This window comes from Lelliottia sp. RWM.1 (assembly GCF_016859735.1).
Lineage (GTDB): Bacteria > Pseudomonadota > Gammaproteobacteria > Enterobacterales > Enterobacteriaceae > Enterobacter.
Genome location: NZ_WLVC01000006.1, coordinates 134,179 through 153,853, shown reverse-complemented (window position 1 = coordinate 153,853; position 19,675 = coordinate 134,179). Strand labels below are relative to the sequence as shown.

Genomic DNA, 19,675 nt, shown 5'->3' with positions numbered 1-19,675 from the left:
ACCCGCAAGCGTAAAGAAAGTCTAAATGCGGGATTATTTTTTCATTTTCTTTTGCACATCCAGCAGTTGCTCTGGTGTTACAGCCGGATAACCTTGTGCATCTTCAGGGACTTCGTGCATCGCCGGGATAGGGACCAGTGGCCCTAAAAAGCGCGGCTCGCGTTTAAAAAGATAGAGGTCGGCCAGTGCGCCAAAGCGCGCACCAAATTCCCGCACACGAACGCTGAGCATATCTTTTGGTGACGGTACGGCGTAACACTGCGCCTGAATACCCATATGCAACGCAATAAACAATGCACGTTCGCAATGAAAGCGCTGGGTAATGATGATGAAGTCGTTGGTATCAAACACTTTACGGGTACGTACGATGGAATCCAGCGTACGGAAGCCCGCGTAATCGAGCACGATGTCCGCCGGGTCAACGCCCCCCGCAATCAGATCTTTACGCATCGTCACCGGTTCGTTATAGCTTTGCAGTGCGTTATCGCCGCTCAACAGCAGGTAATTCACTTTGCCACTGTTGTACGCATTGAGTGCACCCTGAATTCGGTAGCGGTAATACTGATTGATAACGCCAGTGCGGTAGTATTTGGCTGTGCCGAGGACGACGCCCACCTGGCGATACGGTAAATCTTGCAGATCATCGAAGATATAAGGGGCGGTTTTCCAGCTCATCCAGCGGTCAAGGCCAAGCGCAGTCAACAGCAGTATGCCGACCAGGACAGACAGGCTGTAAAACACACGCTTTAACATGAAAATGACTCTTTCCGTGGCTGAAATTTCACTCAGGCTACTTTACCCGCCTGGTTAGCGCAAGAAACAGCGGTTTAATTGGGGGGATTTTCGCCAGATGCGCGGGCATTGCTGCCCGCACAGGAGGATTATGCAAGCAGGATGCGGTCGGTTGTTGAGCAGCCCAGCGCTTTCAGCGTAGCGGCGGTGGCATCCCACTGAATCAGTGGTGCGTCCGCTTTTTCGGCCAGAATGGCACGCTGAATATCAGGGTAGTCGTAACCGTTCAGGCTCAGCAGGTTCAGTGCGCCCTGAAGTGGGGGTAACGTTGGGTTAAACGCGGCATTTTCCGCGTAACTGCCACTGAAGATTCGACCATCACGGCACTGCAGCGCAACGCCGCTCGGTGATTTGCTGTACGGGGTATGGCTTTTATTGGCGGCAGTAATAGCCGCTTTGCTCAGCGCATCACCGGAGAGGGCATAGCCATGATCCTGCTCGTCCATCAGCAGTGTTTTAATGTCGAGATCTTTCGGACCAAAGGCGTCGGGCAGGTAATCGCCCAGCGTATGCGGCGCACGGCCTGGCAGATTAATCCGCAACTGCAGACCACTGTTCAGCTCGTTCATAAACTGACGGCAGTGACCACAAGGGGTGTAGTTCACGGTGATGGCGCTCAGGGCTTTTTCGCCGCGAAGCCAGGCGTGGCTGATAGCGCTCTGCTCTGCATGAACGGTCTGTTGCATGGTTGCACCAAGGAACTCCATGTTCCCACCGAAGTACCACGTCCCACTCACACCACGCGCAATAGCGCCAACGTTGAAGTGGGAGAGATCGGCGCGTGCGCAGGCAGCAGCCAGCGGCAGCAGTGCAAAAGCCAGCGCGTCTTCGTCCAGTCCCGTTGCTTGTTTAAGCGTCGTGACCTGCTCAGCCGTTAGCAGGGCGGGGAAATGCTCATCCGCCAGAACCGGGGCCAGGGCTGATTGCAAATTCTCTGCCAGCTGGGCGAAAGCAGCTTGAAAACGTGGGTGCATGGCGTTGCCTCATAAAGGTTAATGGATCGGTAGTGTACGGAGCCGGTGGGGCTTTATATGTGATCCACTTCTCATTATGTATGCAACTTATGAAAACAAAATGAAATTTGCGCGACGCATCGCAAATTTTAGCCCACAACCGCCAGAATAACCGGGAACAGGAATGGGGCAATCAGTGAGGTCATGATCCCACAAATGACCAGAGCCAGGGAGCTAAATGCGCCTTCCTGGTAATCCATCTCAGCGCATCGTGCAGTGCCCAGGGCATGTGATGCGGTTCCCATCGCCAGACCACGGGCAGCTTTGGTGTGAATCCGCATCGCATTCAATAATGTATGTCCGAAAACAGCGCCAAGAATACCGACGAATATTACGCACACGGCGCTAATAGCCGGAATGCCGCCGATGCTGCCGCCAACTGCCATGGCGATAGGGGTCGTTACGGATTTCGGTAAGATTGAGGCGGCAATCTGTGGCGAGGCCCCCATCAGCAAAGCTACCGATGTCCCGGTGATCATCGCGACCAGGCTGCCGAAGAAGCAGATGGTAATGATTGATTTCCAGCGAGCGCGGATCTGGTGTAGCTGCTCATATAAAGGAAAAGCGAGCGCAACGACGGCGGGTTGCAGCAGGTCGTTTAAAATTTTACTGCCAGCAAAGTAGCGTTCATAAGGGATCCCGGTGAGCAGCAAAAAAGGAATAATCACTACCATTGCCACCAGCAGGGGATTCAGTAATGGCATTTTAAAGCGTGCGGCAAGTTTACGCGCGGCGAAGAATACCACCAGAGTTAACGGCAGCGACCACCAGATATTAGCCATCATTGTTTTGCCCCTTTCTGCCCGACCACTTTACGTTCGCCATGCACCAGATGCGAACTCCAGCTCACCACCAGGAGGACGACCAGCGTACTCACGGTACAGGAGACCACAATGGGTCCGAACTGCGCTTTGAGCAAATCATAATATTGCATCACTCCAACGCCGATGGGGACGAACAGTAGCGCCATATAGCGAATGAGCACGAAGCAACCAGGGTTGACCCATTTTGCCGGCAGAATTTGCAGTGCCAGCAGAACAAACAGAATCAACATCCCGATAATGCTACCCGGGATGGTGATGGGCAGCAGCGAAGCGATGAAGATCCCGGCGTACAGACAGGCATAAATCAGGACGAATGCGCGCAGATATTGCCAGATAGTATTCAATGATTTACTCATGGTGAAAGTCCTTGATGAAACGCATTCATCATACAATTAAACCCAGAAATGTGCCACGGATCACAACATGAATTTTGAGCATACCAGACATTCCTGAATGGAACGTCGGGCATTTCCCCAAATGGACAGCGCTCCCGCGACATGAGAATATGCATTCCATATATAAAACGTAACGGTGTGTATAAATGGGAATCGTAAAAATTTCAGACCTGCTCCATGACGATATTCGTGATGCCAGCAAGGCGATGTCTCGCTCGGTCAATGCGCAGGCCGAATACTGGATCCGTCTGGGAATGATGAGCGAACTCTATCCTGACCTGAACTATCAACAGATCAAGATGATGATGTTGAAATCAGGATCCGACCGACTGCTGGAGGTGATCAATGCCGTCAATAATCATTAAAACCGCAGACGAGCTTGCCAGCCAGCGTCATGCCGGTGAACTGCTGGCCTCTGTTTTTACCCTGTTAGATGACTTTATTGTGCCGGGCGTAACGACGATGGCGATCAACAATCGCGTAGAAGATTTTATTGTCAATGAGCTGCACTCCCGCCCGGCCAGCAAAGGGCAATATGATTTCCCGTATGTTCTGAATACCTCGGTAAATGAGGTTGTGTGCCATGGCATTCCAAAAGAGTCAGAACATCTCAAAGTTGGTTCGATCGTGAATGTCGATATCACGCTTGAGAATGGCGGCATGATTGCAGATTCCAGCAAAATGTACCTGATTGGTGAAGTGTCTCCACTGGCGCGTCGGTTAGTGAAAAAAACCTACGAAGCCCTGTGGAAAGGTATCAAGGTTGTGAAACCTGGCGCGACGCTTGGAGACATTGGCCATGCCATTCAGTCATATGTAGAAAGTCACGGCTATAGTGTGGTGCGTGAATATTGCGGACACGGTGTCGGCAAAGAGATGCATGAAGAGCCACAGGTATTGCACTACGGAAAACCGGGTGAGGGCGTTGTTTTGCAGGAGGGGATGGTGTTTACCATCGAACCGATGATCAACCAGGGCGACAGCAGGATCAAAACTAAAAAAGATGGCTGGACCGTGGTTACCCGTGACAAAAAACTGTCAGCGCAATGGGAACATACCATTGCGGTGACGGCGGATGGTTTTGAGGTGCTGACGTTGCGCCCGGAAGAGACTATTCCGGACTAAGCAAACCAGAAAGGGGGTATCGCTGTCCCTCTTTTACTGGGCAATATAACGGGCGGCAAGTTTATCCAGGAAGGTAAATAACGTCTGGTTCATCTCCTGGTAACGATGAGCGCGCAATTGCTCCGGCGTTTCCACAAAACGGAATTCGCCTGCCCGCTGTAAGTCGCTCTCTGAGTGCGCGATCAACAACTCAACGACTTCTGATGTCAGTTCCATGTGGCACTGGAATCCGTACACCCATTCACTGTACTGCACTATCTGGCGTGGGCAGCCTTCGCTGCAGGCCAGAACCTCAGCCAGCGGGGTTAACCCAGGCATGTCGTTATGCCAGTGGCCAACGTCAAGAACGTTGCTGAAGTCTGAAAATAGCGGGTTGGCTCTGCCTGCCGCTGTCAGCGTAATGGGGAACAGGCCGATCTCTTTTTCCGGGCTGTGACTAAACGGCGCGCCGAGGGCTTCACCGATAAGCTGCGAGCCGAGGCAGACGCCAATGACCACTTTTTGAGCGTCAATGGCGCGGTTAATGGCCGCTATTTCCGCCTGCGCATCGAACCAGGCGCATTCCTGACGCGTGGTGGCGGGTGACTGCGGGCCGCCCATGATGATAAGAAAATCGATAGTGCTCAGGTTTTCCGGCAGGGGATCGCCTGCATAGACGCGTGAGTCAGTTACGGTATAACCGCGCTCGCGGGCCCAGCGGGCATACGCTCCGGGCGCTTCGAAATGTTCATGGATAATAAAATGGATGTGCATTGCGGCTCTCTCTGGAAACGTGTACAAGCATCATCTTAACGGTAAGGGGAGACGGTGAAATGCCAACCATTATAGACAGAACGCCAATTCACGATGACGCGATCGGCTGGTCCAGAGGGGCAATTAACTACGCACGCGGTGAAGTCGATCCTCCCCATCATCACGCGCAGGGACAGCTTCTGTTTGCGACAAAAGGGGTCATGCTGGTGGAAACCGACAGGCAGCGCTGGGTGATCCCGCCTCAGCGTGCGCTCTGGATCCCCCCTTTTCAGGAGCATACCTACAGCGTGCTGTCTGAGACAGCGTTACGCGCAATCTGGTTTAGCCCGTCTCTGATCGCCCTCTGCGAGCCTTTTACGCGAAGAGAGGAGGTTCATGTGATCATGGCCACGCCGCTGTTTAAAGAGCTGATCGGGGGGTTGTTCAGCGCTGGTTACAGCCAGGCTAGCCAGCGTACGATGGCGGTTCTGCTGCTGGAAATCCTGAGTGAAACGCAACATATTTCGGCCGAACTCCCTATGCCTGTCGATGAGAGATTGCAGCGTACCGCGCGGGAGATCATTGCGAATAATCTCTGGGATATGCCTATGGAAATACTGGCGGAGCGAGCGGCGATGTCTGAGCGCACATTCTCGCGTCTGTTTATCAAAGACACGGGGTTTAGTTTCCGCGCCTGGCGGCAACGAGCGCGGATTTGCGCCTCTCTGGATCTGCTCGCTAACGGGATACCTGTCAAGCAGGTGGCCTGGATGCTGGGCTTTTCAGGCCAGTCATCATTCGCCGCAGCGTTTCGCTCTATCCTGAATGCCACGCCGGGAGAATTTCTTCCTGAGCAGAAGGGCTTCCCAGCGGTATAGAGAGCAGATACCATAGCGCGTCTTTTTTCACAGGTACTGATATGCGTGTTTTACTGGCCCCAATGGAAGGCGTGCTCGACTCACTGGTGCGCGAGCTGCTGACCGAGGTAAACGACTACGATCTCTGCGTCACGGAGTTTTTGCGCGTGGTTGATATGCTGCTGCCGGTAAAATCATTCTACAGGCTTTGCCCGGAGCTACATCGTCAGAGCCGCACTACTTCCGGCACGTTAGTGCGTATTCAGCTCCTGGGTCAGTATCCTGAATGGCTGGCGGAGAACGCCGCGCGCGCTGTGGAACTGGGTTCTTACGGTGTTGATCTCAACTGCGGTTGCCCATCAAAAATGGTAAACGGTAGCGGCGGTGGAGCGACTTTGCTGAAAGATCCGGAGCTGATTTATCGCGGTGCGAAAGCGATGCGTGAAGCCGTTCCTTCCCATCTGCCGGTGACGGTGAAAGTGCGCCTGGGCTGGGATAGCGATGCCCGGCAGTTTGAAATTGCCGATGCAGTACAGCAGGCCGGAGCAACCGAACTGGTGGTGCACGGGCGGACGAAAGAAGACGGCTATAAAGCTGAGCGGATCAACTGGCAGGCTATTGGCGAGATCCGTCACAGGCTGACGATCCCGGTTATCGCCAATGGTGAAATCTGGGATTATGAGAGTGCTCAGGCTTGTATGAAAGAGACGGGCTGTGATTCCGTGATGATCGGTCGTGGGGCGCTGAATGTCCCGAATCTCAGCCGGGTGCTGAAATACAATGAGCCCCGTATGGCCTGGTCTGATGTTGTCACGCTTTTGCAAAAATATACCCGTCTGGAAAAACAGGGTGACACAGGGTTGTATCATGTGGCGCGTATTAAGCAGTGGCTGAGTTATTTACGTAAAGAATACAGTGAAGCGTTAGGGTTATTTCAGGAGATACGTACCTTACAGACCTCCGCAGATATTGCACGAGTGATACAGTCAAAATAATAAGCGTTAATTCGCTCACATTTTTTAAAATATAAAATATTCTCAGTTTGCAACGTGGCGCGATGGTGTTAATGTGCCACTGTTTTCAACGCAGGATTGTTACTGGCTAACAGGCAAAACCTAAGCGTTCCACGGCATTTGTCGTTGTGGAGCACTTAGGTTTTTTTTTGCCTGTTATTTACGCAGGAGAAAAATTTGCTTTAACACCTGACTCTGAACGATATCGGCATGCATGTTGTGGTTATTGATAACTGCAGGGCTGCTATTACGCAAAAAATAAATGAAAAGACGACAGGCAATATATAAATTGCCTGCGACCGGTTACGCACTAAATACTCAATCACAGGTTTTCATTATGGCACATAAAAATATTCACTATAAGCTGTGCGCACTTGCCTTATTGACGTTTTCTCCTCTGTCGATGGCGCAAGAGTGGAACGGAACAGTTTTGGGTTTTGAGGCTCCGCCCGATCCGATTCTGGGGGATATGCTTGGTATTCGTAAGATTCTTAACGATAACGGTTTTACCTGGAATCTGGGTTATCTGAATGAAATTGGCTGGAATGGTGGCGGAGGTTACAACCACGATTCGCATGTGGCCTATATCGATCAGTTTGCCCTGACGTTCAACCAGGATCTGGAGCGCTGGACGGGCATTGCGGATGCACGAATTGAAGGGAATATCGTCAACCGTAACCATAACGACGATCTTACCACCAAACGGGTGCAGGACCCGCGCGTTAACTTTAACGATTTGACGCAGGAAAGCTGGGGCGGGCAGTCCATCACTCGTCTGGGTTGGCTGACGTTTGCCCGGAGCTTTGACGACCGACGTTTGACCTGGCGTATCGGGATGATGAATAAAGTTCAGACCTTCGATCAAATCATTCCGTGTGACTTCCAGATGCTCTCTCAATGCGGCGGAAAATCAGCCAACTCCCTGACCTGGAACAACTGGAACGTCCATACCTGGGGAACCACGCTGGAGTACAAAATCACACCAACCGTCACCTTAAAAGGCGGTGTGATGGAGCAGAATCCGGATGCCTCCAGCCGTAACCATGCCTGGAGCTGGTCCACGAAAGGCAGCAAAGGGGTATTGTTGCCGGTGGAAATTGAGGCCCGTCCTCTGATCAACGGCTTGCCGGGAGCTTATAACCTGGGCGTGGTGTTCACTAATGCGCCGCAAACCGATCTCTATCGCGGCGAATCGGGCGGTGCGGGTGCAAGCGATCCAGACGGTTATGAGAAACATAATCGTACCTGGTTCATGTATGCAGGGCTTAACCAGCAGTTGACGCAGCATCAGGACGATCCCAGCCGTGGGTTAAGTACCTCCCTGAGCATGAGTCTTGCCGATCAGAGCACAAACTACATACATCAGGTTTATGCCGCTTCGTTGCGTTATCGCGGGCTGTTTGATGCCCGACCGGAAGACTGGATTGGCTTTGGTCTGACGTGGATTGATATGAGCAACCAGTACGCACGCAACCAGCGATATATGAATAGCCTGAGTGGGATCTCTGACTACAACGACCCGGCATATCGTCCAGTTCCAGGTCATTCACTGAACGGAGAGTTTTACTATCGTTTCCGGCCTGTGGCGTGGCTTGAGTTACAGCCGGGTATTCAGTACTGGCATCACCCTGGCGGTATTTCCAGAACTCAGGATGCATGGGTGACAGAGCTAAAAACCGTCGTGACGTTCTAATATCGCAGCGGCAAGTTCGATCTGCGTCACGTTTTTACCCGTGACCGATTGAGGCTGCGAATGAAACTGATAGAGTGCCAGAACTGGATTGTTACTGCTTCTGCAGGCAAAACCTGATTTTCTGGCTTCTGCCGGAGGTCAGGTTTTTTTGTTTCTGGGGTTCCGATGAAAATCGCCAAAATTCTTAATAATAATGTGGTGGTTGTTCAGGATGAACGCGGGCGCGAACAGGTCGTAATGGGGCGAGGATTGGCCTTCCAGAAACGCGTCGGTGAAGATCTGGATACCGCGCAAGTTGAAAAGGTATTCGCACTGCAAAGTGATGAGCTGGTGCGTCGACTGGGGGAGTTGCTGAACCAAATCCCGCTGGAAGTGATGACCACCTGTGACCGTATCATTGGTCTGGCGGCACAACGGCTGGGGAAATTGCAGGACAGTTTGTATATCACCTTAACGGACCACTGCTATTTTGCGATTGAGCGGCAAAAGAAAGGCCTCGCAATCAAAAACGTGCTGCTGTGGGATATCAAACGACTGTATCCGAAGGAGTTCGATTTGGGGCAGGAGGCACGGGCCATTATTGCCAAACGCCTGAACGTCGAGCTGGCTGAGGATGAGGCCGGGTTTATCGCACTGCATCTGGTCACGGCGCAACTGAACAGTGAGATGCCCGAAGTGATGCACGTTACCCGGGTCATGCAGGAGATCCTGCAACTGGTGAAGTATCAGTTGCAGCTGGAATACGATGAAGAGTCGCTTAGCTATCAGCGCTTTGTCACCCATCTGAAGTTTTTTGCCCAGCGGATGTTAACCCGCACCGTGGTGGAGGATGACGATGTGTCGTTACATACGGCGGTGAAAGACAACTACGCGAAAGCGTGGAAATGCGCCGAGAAGATAGCCCAGCATTTGCAGAAAAGTTATCAGCGTGAGCTGACAACCGAAGAAATCATGTTCCTCGCCATTCATATCGAACGGGTGAGAAAAGAGGGGCGTTAAGCCTCAAAACTGGATTGTTACTGCATAACGCAGGCAAAACCTGAGTGCGGCTTCTGAAAGGAGGACGTTCTCGGGTTTTTTTATTTTTATACTCAGTCAACAGGTGTCTGCGGACATCGGATGTAAGGAAATCGAGATGGAATACCAGGCTTTAGCGAAGGATATTCTCGGCCACGTTGGCGGAAAAGAGAACATTGTCAGCCTTGTACACTGTGCGACCCGGCTTCGCTTCAAACTCAAAGAGAATCAAAAAGCGGATGCTGAGGGGCTGAAAAAGAACCCTGGCGTGATCATGGTGGTTGAAAGCGGTGGTCAGTTTCAGGTGGTGATTGGCAATCACGTTCACGATGTCTGGAATGCTGTGCGCAATGAAGCTGGGCTGACGGATGATGCACCAGAAGTGGAAGATAAAGGCGAAAAAGGTAATCTTCTTGGGCGGTTAATCGATATTGTTTCAGGCATTTTTACGCCATTTATCGGCATCCTGGCAGCCTCCGGTATTTTGAAAGGACTGCTGGCGCTGGCGGTGGTCTGCGGCTGGCTCACCACCGAGAGTGGGACTTACAAAATCTGGTTTGCGGCCAGTGATGCGCTGTTCTTCTTCTTCCCGCTGGTGCTGGGCTACACCGCCGGGAAGAAGTTTGGTGGTAATCCGTTTATTACGATGGTCATTGGCGGGGCGCTGACCCATCCGATGATGATTGGGGCGTTTAACGCCAGCCAGCAACCGGGGGCCGTTGCTGATGCATTTCTCGGAGTTCCGGTCACCTGGTTCAATTACAGTTCGTCGGTGATCCCAATCATTCTTGCCGCGTGGGTCAGTTGCTGGCTGGAAAAACAGAGCACAAAGCGGTTGCCAGCATCGATGAAAAACTTCTTTGCCCCGCTGATCTGTTTAGGCATTACGGTTCCATTAACGTTTCTGGTAATTGGCCCGCTGGCCACCTGGCTTAGCCAGTTGCTGGCTAACGGCTATCAATGGATTTATGTTCTTGCTCCATGGCTGGCAGGGGCGGCAATGGGCGCACTGTGGCAGGTGTGTGTGATCTTCGGTCTGCACTGGGGCCTGGTTCCACTGATGATCAACAACCTGGCAGTATTGGGCCATGATTCGATGCTGCCGATGTTGCTGCCAGCCGTATTTGGCCAGGTGGGAGCAGCGCTGGGGATTTTCCTTCGCACTCGTGATGCGCGTCAGAAAATGCTGGCGGGTTCTTCCGTAACGGCAGGGATTTTCGGTATTACCGAACCAGCCGTCTATGGCGTTAACCTCCCGCTACGCCGTCCCTTTATCTTCGGCTGTGTGGCAGGGGCGATTGGCGGTGCGATTGTGGGCTTCAGTGATACCCACGTTTACTCTTTCGGTTTTGCCAATATCTTTACCGTTGCGCAGATGATCCCGCCGGGTGGCGTAGATGCCACGCTGTGGGGCGGTATTATCGGTACGCTGGTGGCGCTGGTATTAAGCTGTGCCATGACGCTTGTCGCGGGTATGCCAGGGCGCAATACGTCTGATGCCATCGTGCCGGTTACGCCAGGTGAAGATGATGTGTTATCCCCGATGACCGGAACGGTACTGGTACTGGAAAATGTGCCGGACACCACGTTCGCCAGCGGTTTGCTGGGTAAAGGCGCGGCTATTATTCCTTCCGACAATAAAGTGATTGCCCCGTTTGCCGGTGAAGTCGCTTCACTGTTTCAGACTAAACATGCGATTGGTCTGCTCAGCGACAGCGGTATTGAAGTGCTGATCCACGTCGGGATCGACACGGTGAAGCTCGACGGTAAGCCTTTTACCGCACACGTGAAAGTGGGTGACAAAGTGCAGCCAGGTGATTTGCTGCTGGAGTTCGACAGACAGGCCATTATCGATGCCGGATACGATCTGGCGACCCCCATTATTATCAGTAACAGCGACGAGTATCGTGACGTAGCGACGGTGGCGGCCACATCCGTCAACGCCGGAATGCCGTTACTCAGCGTAAGCCATCAATAACAGGAGAACGTGATGAAAACTTTCCCGGAGACATTTTTATGGGGCGGTGCAGTTGCCGCGAATCAGGTAGAAGGTGCTTACCTGGATGATGGTAAAGGTTTGTCCACCTCTGACGTCCAGCCGCAAGGCGTGTTTGGACAAGTGGTAGAGCGTGTCGCCGGGGACAGCGGCATCAAAGACGTGGCGATTGATTTCTACCATCGTTATCCGGAAGACATTCAGTTGTTTGCGGAGATGGGCTTTAGCTGCCTGCGTGTTTCTATTGCCTGGACGCGTATTTTCCCTAACGGCGACGAACAGCAGCCAAACGAAGCGGGACTGGCATTTTACGACAAGCTGTTTGACGAACTGGCAGCACATAACATTATGCCGATGGTGACGCTCTCACACTACGAAATGCCGTGGGGGCTGGTGAAACAGTACGGTGGCTGGGGCAACCGTCAGGTGATTGGTTTCTTTGAGCGCTATGCCCGCACCGTGTTTGCGCGCTACAAAGAAAAAGTGAAACTGTGGCTGACCTTCAACGAGATCAACATGTCACTGCATGCCCCAATGACCGGGGTTGGTCTGCCAGAAACCAGCAGCAAAGCGGAAGTCTACCAGGCGATTCACCATCAACTGGTCGCCAGCGCTCTGGCGGTTAACGCCTGTCATCAGATTATTCCGGACGCCAAAATCGGCAATATGCTGCTGGGTGGTCTGGTGTATCCGTTGACCTGTAAACCAGATGATGTGCTGGAGGCGTTACAGGAAAACCGCGCATGGCAGTTCTTCGGTGATGTGCAGTGCCGCGGTGCGTATCCGGGCTACATGCTGCGCTTCTTCCGTGATAACGGCATTCAGCTTGAGATCACTGACGCTGACCGCGAGGCGCTAAAATCGACCATCGATTTTATCTCGTTCAGCTATTACATGACGGGCTGTGTCACCACGGATGAAGAGCTGAACCAGCAGGCTCGCGGTAACATTCTGAGCATGGTTCCGAACCCGCATCTGGCGAGCTCTGAGTGGGGCTGGCAAATCGATCCAGTTGGCCTGCGCACGCTGCTAAACGTGCTGTGGGATCGCTACCAGAAACCGCTGTTTATCGTTGAAAATGGTCTGGGCGCAAAAGATACACTGGACGCAAATGGCGTGGTGCAGGATGACTACCGTATCAGTTATCTTAACGATCACCTTGTACAGGTGCGCGAAGCCATTGACGATGGCGTTGAGGTTATGGGGTATACCAGTTGGGGGCCAATCGACCTGGTCAGTGCGTCAAAAGCGGAGCTGTCTAAACGTTACGGTTTTATTTATGTCGACAGGGATGACAACGGTAAAGGTACGCTTGCCCGTAGCCGCAAGAAAAGCTTCTGGTGGTACAAAGAGGTTATTGCCACAAACGGCGCGTCTCTGAAAGCGTAACGTAATCAAATTTGCCCGGTGAAATACCGGGCAAATTAATCAGAAAATCATCTTGAATACACCTGTTACCACCAGTAATCCAATCAGGAAAATAATTAAAATAATCCACAATAATATTTTCATTCGCCTCTCCTGCGTCTGTCTCTCGTCATTAAGTGTAGCAGCCCCTTGCGGATAGAATTCATAATTGAAGTGAATGTATTTAATTTATTAATTTTAAAGGTGAATGTTTTTCTGAATATAAAGAGATATGACAATATGTGGATTGCCACCGATGACTAAAAAAAAGAGAGGTATTAAGCGTAATTTGCGCCTTTATTTTTTGAGTGAATGGCGTAATGAAACGTTCTCTGACTTTATCTCTGAGTGCTCCACTGGTTTTAATTCTCGCAGCCTGTGCGCCGGAACATCCTTCCGTATCGCCTGAAAAGATACAGTCCGTTGTCACAGAGGTTAGTACTTCACTGAGCCATAAAGACTGGCCGAAAAGTGAGTGGTGGAAGGATTACCACGATCCTCAGTTGACGGGGCTGATTGTAAAGGCGCTCGATGATGCGCCGGATATGCATATTGCTCGTCAGCGTATTACGCTGGCAGAAGCTCAGGCTAAAGCCACGATGGCTGCCGATGGGCCGCAGATCGACTTCTCCGCAGATGTGGAACGGCAAAAAATGTCGGCAGAGGGGCTGATGGGGCCATTTGCGCTCACTGATCCCGCAGCGGGAACGACGGGCCCCTGGTACACCAACGGGACCTTTGGCGTGACGGCGGGCTGGGATCTGGATCTGTGGGGGAAAAATCGCGCACGCGTTGAGGCGCGTATCGGTAAGGTCAATGCGCAAAAAGCGGAGCTGGAACAAACCCGCCAGTTGCTTGCCACCAGCGTGGCCCGGCTTTACTGGAAGTGGCAGACTCAGGCTGCGATTGGCACTGTGCTGACGGCCATCAGGCAGGAGCAAAATACCCTGATTGCAGCGGATAACGAGCTTTATCAGCACGGGATCACCTCGTCGGTAGAAGGGATTGAGACCGATATTAATGCCAGTAAAACCGAGGCACGTATTGCGGAAGTGACTGGCACAATGAAGGGGATTGAAGCGCGGTTACAGGCGTTGACCAACACCTCACCGGTCAGGCTGTCTCGCCATGATTTACCGGGAGTTGAAGCCTCTTTACCGTCCACGTTACGTTATGAACTGTTGGCGCGCCGTCCCGATCTTCAGGAAGCGCACTGGTATATTGCAGCCTCGATGAGCAACGTTGACGCCGCGAAAGCGGCATTCTATCCGGATTTCAACCTGATGGCGTTTTTACAGCAAGATGCTTTACATCTGAGCGATCTGTTCCGCCATTCGGCGCAACAAATGGGCGTCACGGCAGGGGTCTCGCTACCTATTTTTGATAGCGGTCGTCTGAATGCCGCGCTCGATATTGCGCAGGCGCAAAGCAACCTGACAATTGCCGATTACAACAAAGCCGTTGTAGAGGCGGTGAACCAGGTCACGCGTACGGCAAGTGAAGTGGAAACCCTGGTCACTAAAAACCAGCAACAGCGACACGTAGAACAGGATGCCGCCAGGGTTGTCAACCTTGCGCAGGCGCGGTTCAGCGCCGGGTTGATTGCAGGCTCCCGTGTCAGTGAAGCGAAAATTCCTGCGTTGCAGGAAGAGATTGCCGGCCTGATGTTGCAAGGACAATACGTGGATGCCACGCTTCAGCTCACGTCAGCCCTGGGAGGGGGGTATCACCCAGGGTGAGTTTTTTGCCGGGAGAGGGCGCTTACTCCCGCTTCTGTTCTCGGTGTTTTAGCCACAACCGGACGGCAATCACCAGGACAACCACCAGAATCAACCAGGCCCAGTGCTTAACATGCTGATCGAGATTGTGTAGCCATGGGCCAATCACTTCGCCACCAACATAGCCAAGTGTTGTGAAGATCAACGCCCAGGCGATTGCACCCAGAATATTTAAGGGCAGGAAAATATGAGGGGGTAAACGACTCGCGCCAATGAGTAATGGCCCGATAATCCTAAAGCCGTACATAAAGCGCGTTCCGATCACAAACAGGTAAGGATGGCGCTGGATCAACTGCTGGGCACGACGAACTTTCTTTCGATGCTTCGAGAAGCGTCGCAGAAGTGTCGGCCCAAAGCGCAGACCTAAAAAGTAGAGCAACTGGTCACCAATCATCCCACCTAACGCCACGGCCGCAACCACCAGGGGGAAGCGAAGCAATCCCTGATGTGCCGCCACACCGCCAAGCAGGGTGATGGTTTCGCCTTCTGCCACGCTGCCTATCACTAATGCGGCGTACCCATATTGTTCAATCAGACCATTGATATCCATAAACTCAGCGTAGTCTCCCTGTGCGTACCTGCATTAATCATATACCCCATGAATCAATAATGGCGCAATCACGGTGATTTACCCGAGCGGCATTTTTAGTGTTGTTCATAAAATAATCAAAAGCTGCATTATACTTGAAGTATCGCTGACGGGCCGACAACAAGGGGGCGTTATGAACCATGTCTGGGGGCTGTTCTCCCATCCCGATCGTGAAATGCATGTGATCAGAGGCGAGAATGAAACGGTCGCGCATCACTATACACACCATGTATTGCTCATGGCGGCTGTACCGGTGATCTGCGCATTTATTGGAACAACACAAATCGGCTGGAATTTCGGTGATGGTACTGTTGTCCAGCTCTCCTGGTTTACCGGGTTATACCTTGCCATCCTGTTTTACGGTTTGATGCTGGCGGGAGTCGCAGTCATGGGACGCGTCATTCACTGGATGGCACGTAACTATCCTCAACGCCCGTCGCTGGCGCATTGTATGGTCTTTGCCGGATATGTTGCGACACCGCTGTTCTTAAGCGGCATTGTTGCGCTCTATCCACTGGTCTGGTTGTGCGCGCTGATCGGTACTGTGGCTCTCTTTTACACAGGTTATCTGCTGTATCTGGGGGTTCCAACCTTCCTGAATATCAATAAAGAAGAGGGCCTGAGCTTCTCCAGCTCAACACTTGCTATTGGTGTGCTGGTCCTGGAGGCGTTACTGGCACTGACGGTTATTCTTTGGGGTTATGGATACCGTCTGTTCTAAGCTCACTGCATTGCTGGCGTAAATGCCAGCAATGCAGCATCTGTTCACGATTCTTCGCTGGCGGCATGGCACGGTCATCGCTATTATGCCGTTGCCAGCCTGTGTGTATTCGTCAACACAGGCGGTGTACGTCATTACGTGCGTGAATAATTATCAGAAGCCTCACCATGCTGAAATTCCGAGTTTCTTTACTTAGCCTTGCGCTGATCCTGGGTACGCCTGTTGCCGCGCCAGCGATTGCCAAAACGCCCGCTGTGACCACCGCTGCCCAACCGGAAATTGCCTCCGGCAGCGCGATGATTGTCGATCTGAACACCAACCAGGTGATCTACGCCAGCCACCCGGATCTGGTGCGTCCCATCGCTTCTATTACCAAATTAATGACCGCGATGGTGGTGCTTGATGCGCGACTGCCGCTGGATGAAAAACTGAAAGTTGATATCAGCCAGACGCCGGAAATGAAGGGGATATACTCTCGTGTACGTCTGAACAGCGAAATCAGCCGTAAAAATATGCTGCTGTTGGCGCTGATGTCGTCAGAAAACCGTGCGGCTGCAAGCCTTGCACACCACTACCCTGGCGGATATGACGCGTTTATTCGTGCCATGAATGCAAAAGCTAAATCCCTGGGCATGACGAATACTCACTACGTGGAACCCACTGGCCTGTCGATTCATAACGTCTCCACGGCGCGTGATTTGACCAAACTGCTGATTGCCAGCAAGCAATATCCGCTTATTGGTCAGCTCAGTACGACGCGAGAAGAGATGGCGACCTTTGCGAACCCGGCGTATACACTGCCGTTCCGCAACACTAACCATCTGGTGTATCGCGATAACTGGAATATTCAGTTAACCAAAACCGGGTTTACCAATGCGGCAGGGCACTGTCTGGTGATGCGTACCGTGTTTAACGGTAAGCCAGTGGCGCTGGTCGTGATGGATGCGTTTGGCAAATACACGCACTTTGCTGACGCCAGTCGTCTGCGTACCTGGATTGAGACCGGGAAAGTCCAGCCTGTTCCGGCAGCAGCGTTGAGTTATAAAAAGCAAAAAGCTGAACAGATGGCGACTGCGCAAAACGACTGATGGTCTGCGCGGGCTAATGCTCTCTCCCACGGGAGAGGGAGAAAACATTAAAAACGGTAACGAATGTTACTGTTTTGCATTTTATTCCGGCAGCGTCCAGTCGCCATCATTGAGTGGACGCTGCATGATGACCGTATCCCGCCAGTCACCTTTTTTATAGCCTACACTGCGCAACTGACCCACCACCTCAAAACCATGCTTCTTATGCAGCCGCAAGGAACCCGCATTGTTATTCCCGTCACCGACAATGGCGATGATTTGCCGCCATTGCCCTTGTTCGCAACGTTCAATTAATGTGTCCATAAGCGCGGAGCCGAACCCTTTCCCGGTTGTACTGGCATCCACGTAGATAGACTCTTCAAGGGTATAACGGTAGGCAGGGCGAGGTCGGTACAGAGTGGCGTAGCAATATCCAACAACGATGCCCCGATAAAGGGCGACCAGCCAGGGCAAACCGTTATCGGCGACCTTTTTCATACGCAGGCGCATTTCATCGATCGTAGGGGGAATTTCTTCGAACGACGCGCGTCCATTAAGAACATGCCAGGCGTAAATTGCCGCGATGGCATGTACGTCGTCTGGCAGGGCATCGCGCACTTCAACTTCGGTTTCGGATAAAATATCAACAGCCGACATGATGTGCTTGCTCCTCGTCATGGAAAGCCGGAGAAACGTTTCTCCGGCAACATGGCACTACTCTAGTACGATTGACGAGGGCTTAACAATGGCTTCAGTGTGGCTTTACAGTTTGATCAGCAGCTTGCGTATCACTCTGCTCTGCTTCTTCACGCTCTTTCCAGTATTTATGCCGTGTCGTCTTACCAATTCCGGGGTTCATACTGTTTGTAGGGTCATTCTCACGATAAAAACGCTTAAGCGTTTCGGGTGCTTTATACAGATGTCCGACGTTATGTTCGGCCGGGTATTGCGCACCACGTTCCTGCAGTAGCGTCAACATTTGCTCTTTCAGCGCATGCGCATCGACCCCTTTTTTGACGATGTAATCCTGGTGGAAGACATAACACATAAAGTGGCCATAATAGAGTTTATGCACCAGTTTGCTGTCGATTTCCGGCGGCAGATGTTCAAACCATTCGGTATCGTTGCGTCGCAGAGCAATATCCAGTGCCAGAATATCTTCAACCTCATCAGAATGGACGGCCTGATAACGGATGGCTGCGCCAGCCGCCGCAAAACGATGTAAAAAGGCTTTGCTGCCCTCTTCAGGTGTACAGGCAAAGAAGTCGCCTTCTGCCGTTTTGAAGAATTCGCTGAGCCAGGCCTGCGCTTCGGTAATTCCGTCGCCCGCCATTTTCAGCAGCAGATGGTGCTCGTATTTATCCCGCCAGCTTTTCATCCGCGTCGGTAAATGTGCCGGGAAGACAGTCCCCAGTTTCTGCATAAAGCGGTCGGTAAAGTGCGGCTTAAAGAGCGAGACTTTGTCCAGCATCGCGTCGGTACGGCCTTTCATCGTAAAGAAGAACGGCATTTTGTCTGTGCCGAGTTTGTCGATCATCAGGAAGGTATCTTTGCCATAGCGTTCGGCAATATCGTAAATATCCCGGTGCATATACTCACCGGCCACCGGCAAGTGGGTGAATTTCCCCAAAATATGACGACGAATCTCGGTCAGAACCTCAGGCTGGTTGGTCCCGATATAGAACACCTGTTGGTTTTTTTCTGCCGGGAATGTATCCAGACGAACGGCAAACACCGCCAGTTTTCCGGCACATCCTGAAGACTCAAACAGGCGATCCGGGTCAGCGTTATAGCGTGCAGGCGTGTCAGCGTCGATGTCACGTACCCGGGTCACATAATCATGATCGTGAGCATGACGGCCATCATGCAGAACATCTTCATCCTTCACGCGGTCATCATCCAGTTTACTCAGGATCTGTTCAGGCGTGTCGCCCAACTCAATCCCCAGGTGGTTCACCAGACGGAGCTTGCCGTTTTCGTCGATACGGGCGAAGAGTGACATCTCGGTATAAGCCGGGCCACGTTGTACCAGCGACCCCCCGGAGTTATTACAGATCCCGCCGACCACGGAGGCGCCAATGCAGGATGAACCGATCACCGAATGTGGTTCACGACCAAACGGCTTGAGCGCTTTTTCAAGGGAATAGAGCGTTGTGCCAGGGTAGGCAAGCACCTGCTCGCCTTTATCCAGCAGGTGAAGTTTATCGAGCCGCAGGGTGCTGATGATGACGATATCACGGTCATAATCGTTGCCGCTTGGGGTCGAACCTTCGGTCAGACCGGTATTGGCGGCCTGCATTAAAATAATTTTATCGGCAGCGACGCAAGCGCTCAGTACGCGCCACAGTTCCAGCAGCGTGCCGGGGAAAACAACGGCCAGCGCATCGCCCTGGCCGGAACGAAAACCCTTGCGATAGCGTGCCGTTTTGGCCGGGTCAGTTAGCAGGTGAGAGTGACCAACCAGGCGCGACAGTTCGTTAATGAATGCATTGTTATCGTGAGTTCGAACAGAAGACATCTTCCACTCCTTGTGGTGGGGCAAATTTCTCGCTGTAAAGCATAGCGCGATTAACTGTTAAGCGGTCGAGTATTCACGAGAAAAATCAGAGAATAACCCTGCAAGGTACAAAGGGTTTGTGGCACACTGCGCTTTTCG

At 52.2% G+C, this 19,675-nt stretch carries 19 protein-coding genes; 11 read left to right on the top strand and 8 right to left on the bottom strand.

The genetic code is table 11. The annotated features are described in order from the left end of the window. Positions 1 to 33 precede the first annotated feature (33 nt). From sanA to GF617_RS07715, 4 genes are all read right to left on the bottom strand, one after another. Entirely contained in the window at positions 34 to 753 is a 720-nt protein-coding gene (sanA, locus tag GF617_RS07730; RefSeq protein WP_181620133.1) for an outer membrane permeability protein SanA, read from the bottom strand. A 128-nt stretch (positions 754 to 881) separates the two neighbouring features. Further along, complete coding sequence (gene cdd, locus GF617_RS07725) at positions 882 to 1,766, bottom strand: cytidine deaminase (protein ID WP_181620132.1); 885 nt, start codon at positions 1,764 to 1,766, stop codon at positions 882 to 884. 128 nt (positions 1,767 to 1,894) lie between these two features. Continuing rightward, positions 1,895 to 2,590 (bottom strand): CidB/LrgB family autolysis modulator, encoded by a 696-nt coding sequence (locus GF617_RS07720; RefSeq protein ID WP_181620131.1) that lies wholly within the window; start codon positions 2,588 to 2,590, stop codon positions 1,895 to 1,897. After that, positions 2,587 to 2,985, bottom strand: coding sequence for a CidA/LrgA family protein (locus GF617_RS07715; RefSeq protein ID WP_181620130.1), 399 nt, complete (start codon positions 2,983 to 2,985; stop codon positions 2,587 to 2,589). The genes GF617_RS07720 and GF617_RS07715 overlap by 4 nt, the downstream gene beginning before the upstream one ends. Positions 2,986 to 3,170: 185 nt before the next feature. Between GF617_RS07715 and GF617_RS07710 the strand changes: the two genes are divergently transcribed. Beyond that, positions 3,171 to 3,389: a ParD-like family protein gene (locus GF617_RS07710; protein WP_181620129.1), complete on the top strand. Its 219-nt coding sequence runs from the start codon at positions 3,171 to 3,173 to the stop codon at positions 3,387 to 3,389. Next, positions 3,370 to 4,149 carry a type I methionyl aminopeptidase gene (gene map / locus GF617_RS07705; RefSeq protein ID WP_203451437.1) on the top strand — a complete coding sequence of 260 codons (780 nt, stop codon included), beginning with the start codon at positions 3,370 to 3,372 and terminating at the stop codon, positions 4,147 to 4,149. The genes GF617_RS07710 and map overlap by 20 nt, the downstream gene beginning before the upstream one ends. Before the next feature lie 33 nt (positions 4,150 to 4,182). Here map and GF617_RS07700 read toward each other — a convergent pair whose 3' ends face one another. Further along, positions 4,183 to 4,902 carry a type 1 glutamine amidotransferase gene (locus GF617_RS07700; RefSeq protein WP_203451436.1) on the bottom strand — a complete coding sequence of 240 codons (720 nt, stop codon included), beginning with the start codon at positions 4,900 to 4,902 and terminating at the stop codon, positions 4,183 to 4,185. Between the two features lie 59 nt (positions 4,903 to 4,961). Between GF617_RS07700 and GF617_RS07695 the strand changes: the two genes are divergently transcribed. From GF617_RS07695 to mdtQ, 7 genes are all read left to right on the top strand, one after another. After that, complete coding sequence (locus tag GF617_RS07695) at positions 4,962 to 5,759, top strand: helix-turn-helix transcriptional regulator (protein ID WP_203451435.1); 798 nt, start codon at positions 4,962 to 4,964, stop codon at positions 5,757 to 5,759. 41 nt (positions 5,760 to 5,800) lie between these two features. After that, positions 5,801 to 6,733, top strand: a complete 933-nt coding sequence (gene dusC, locus GF617_RS07690; protein WP_181620125.1) for a tRNA dihydrouridine(16) synthase DusC — start codon at positions 5,801 to 5,803, stop codon at positions 6,731 to 6,733. 421 nt (positions 6,734 to 7,154) lie between these two features. Next, positions 7,155 to 8,444 (top strand): carbohydrate porin, encoded by a 1,290-nt coding sequence (locus tag GF617_RS07685; protein ID WP_239006384.1) that lies wholly within the window; start codon positions 7,155 to 7,157, stop codon positions 8,442 to 8,444. 165 nt (positions 8,445 to 8,609) lie between these two features. Further along, on the top strand, positions 8,610 to 9,443 hold the full coding sequence (gene licT, locus GF617_RS07680) for a BglG family transcription antiterminator LicT (protein ID WP_181620123.1): 834 nt from the start codon (positions 8,610 to 8,612) through the stop codon (positions 9,441 to 9,443). Positions 9,444 to 9,579: 136 nt separating this feature from the next. Continuing rightward, complete coding sequence (bglF, locus tag GF617_RS07675) at positions 9,580 to 11,439, top strand: PTS beta-glucoside transporter subunit IIABC (RefSeq protein WP_203451433.1); 1,860 nt, start codon at positions 9,580 to 9,582, stop codon at positions 11,437 to 11,439. 12 nt (positions 11,440 to 11,451) lie between these two features. Continuing rightward, positions 11,452 to 12,846 (top strand): glycoside hydrolase family 1 protein, encoded by a 1,395-nt coding sequence (locus tag GF617_RS07670; RefSeq protein ID WP_181620121.1) that lies wholly within the window; start codon positions 11,452 to 11,454, stop codon positions 12,844 to 12,846. Positions 12,847 to 13,184: 338 nt separating this feature from the next. Beyond that, on the top strand, positions 13,185 to 14,603 hold the full coding sequence (gene mdtQ / locus GF617_RS07665; RefSeq protein WP_181620120.1) for a multidrug resistance outer membrane protein MdtQ: 1,419 nt from the start codon (positions 13,185 to 13,187) through the stop codon (positions 14,601 to 14,603). 22 nt (positions 14,604 to 14,625) lie between these two features. Here mdtQ and GF617_RS07660 read toward each other — a convergent pair whose 3' ends face one another. Then, positions 14,626 to 15,192 carry a DedA family protein gene (locus GF617_RS07660; RefSeq protein WP_203451432.1) on the bottom strand — a complete coding sequence of 189 codons (567 nt, stop codon included), beginning with the start codon at positions 15,190 to 15,192 and terminating at the stop codon, positions 14,626 to 14,628. Between the two features lie 172 nt (positions 15,193 to 15,364). Between GF617_RS07660 and GF617_RS07655 the strand changes: the two genes are divergently transcribed. Together GF617_RS07655 and pbpG are read left to right on the top strand one after the other, a co-directional pair. Then, a complete protein-coding gene (locus tag GF617_RS07655) occupies positions 15,365 to 15,952 on the top strand; it encodes a Yip1 family protein (protein WP_181620118.1) in 588 nt (195 codons plus the stop codon). Positions 15,953 to 16,119: 167 nt separating this feature from the next. Beyond that, on the top strand, positions 16,120 to 17,040 hold the full coding sequence (pbpG, locus tag GF617_RS07650; RefSeq protein WP_181620117.1) for a D-alanyl-D-alanine endopeptidase: 921 nt from the start codon (positions 16,120 to 16,122) through the stop codon (positions 17,038 to 17,040). Between the two features lie 81 nt (positions 17,041 to 17,121). Here pbpG and GF617_RS07645 read toward each other — a convergent pair whose 3' ends face one another. Then, positions 17,122 to 17,676: a GNAT family N-acetyltransferase gene (locus GF617_RS07645; protein ID WP_181620116.1), complete on the bottom strand. Its 555-nt coding sequence runs from the start codon at positions 17,674 to 17,676 to the stop codon at positions 17,122 to 17,124. A gap of 94 nt (positions 17,677 to 17,770) precedes the next feature. Continuing rightward, a complete protein-coding gene (gene dld / locus GF617_RS07640; RefSeq protein ID WP_181620115.1) occupies positions 17,771 to 19,537 on the bottom strand; it encodes a D-lactate dehydrogenase in 1,767 nt (588 codons plus the stop codon). Between the last annotated feature and the right edge of the window lie 138 nt (positions 19,538 to 19,675).

What these genes read in the sequence shown, in the direction of transcription:
- sanA (WP_181620133.1), bottom strand. Translation starts at nt 753, where the DNA reads ATGTTAAAGCGTGTGTTTTACAGCCTGTCTGTCCTGGTCGGCATACTG.
- dusC (WP_181620125.1), top strand. Translation starts at nt 5,801, where the DNA reads ATGCGTGTTTTACTGGCCCCAATGGAAGGCGTGCTCGACTCACTGGTG.
- map (WP_203451437.1), top strand. Translation starts at nt 3,370, where the DNA reads ATGCCGTCAATAATCATTAAAACCGCAGACGAGCTTGCCAGCCAGCGT.
- mdtQ (WP_181620120.1), top strand. Translation starts at nt 13,185, where the DNA reads ATGAAACGTTCTCTGACTTTATCTCTGAGTGCTCCACTGGTTTTAATT.
- cdd (WP_181620132.1), bottom strand. Translation starts at nt 1,766, where the DNA reads ATGCACCCACGTTTTCAAGCTGCTTTCGCCCAGCTGGCAGAGAATTTG.
- GF617_RS07655 (WP_181620118.1), top strand. Translation starts at nt 15,365, where the DNA reads ATGAACCATGTCTGGGGGCTGTTCTCCCATCCCGATCGTGAAATGCAT.
- GF617_RS07670 (WP_181620121.1), top strand. Translation starts at nt 11,452, where the DNA reads ATGAAAACTTTCCCGGAGACATTTTTATGGGGCGGTGCAGTTGCCGCG.
- GF617_RS07660 (WP_203451432.1), bottom strand. Translation starts at nt 15,192, where the DNA reads ATGGATATCAATGGTCTGATTGAACAATATGGGTACGCCGCATTAGTG.
- GF617_RS07710 (WP_181620129.1), top strand. Translation starts at nt 3,171, where the DNA reads ATGGGAATCGTAAAAATTTCAGACCTGCTCCATGACGATATTCGTGAT.
- GF617_RS07720 (WP_181620131.1), bottom strand. Translation starts at nt 2,590, where the DNA reads ATGATGGCTAATATCTGGTGGTCGCTGCCGTTAACTCTGGTGGTATTC.
- licT (WP_181620123.1), top strand. Translation starts at nt 8,610, where the DNA reads ATGAAAATCGCCAAAATTCTTAATAATAATGTGGTGGTTGTTCAGGAT.
- GF617_RS07695 (WP_203451435.1), top strand. Translation starts at nt 4,962, where the DNA reads ATGCCAACCATTATAGACAGAACGCCAATTCACGATGACGCGATCGGC.
- GF617_RS07700 (WP_203451436.1), bottom strand. Translation starts at nt 4,902, where the DNA reads ATGCACATCCATTTTATTATCCATGAACATTTCGAAGCGCCCGGAGCG.
- dld (WP_181620115.1), bottom strand. Translation starts at nt 19,537, where the DNA reads ATGTCTTCTGTTCGAACTCACGATAACAATGCATTCATTAACGAACTG.
- GF617_RS07715 (WP_181620130.1), bottom strand. Translation starts at nt 2,985, where the DNA reads ATGAGTAAATCATTGAATACTATCTGGCAATATCTGCGCGCATTCGTC.
- pbpG (WP_181620117.1), top strand. Translation starts at nt 16,120, where the DNA reads ATGCTGAAATTCCGAGTTTCTTTACTTAGCCTTGCGCTGATCCTGGGT.
- GF617_RS07645 (WP_181620116.1), bottom strand. Translation starts at nt 17,676, where the DNA reads ATGTCGGCTGTTGATATTTTATCCGAAACCGAAGTTGAAGTGCGCGAT.
- GF617_RS07685 (WP_239006384.1), top strand. Translation starts at nt 7,155, where the DNA reads ATGGCGCAAGAGTGGAACGGAACAGTTTTGGGTTTTGAGGCTCCGCCC.
- bglF (WP_203451433.1), top strand. Translation starts at nt 9,580, where the DNA reads ATGGAATACCAGGCTTTAGCGAAGGATATTCTCGGCCACGTTGGCGGA.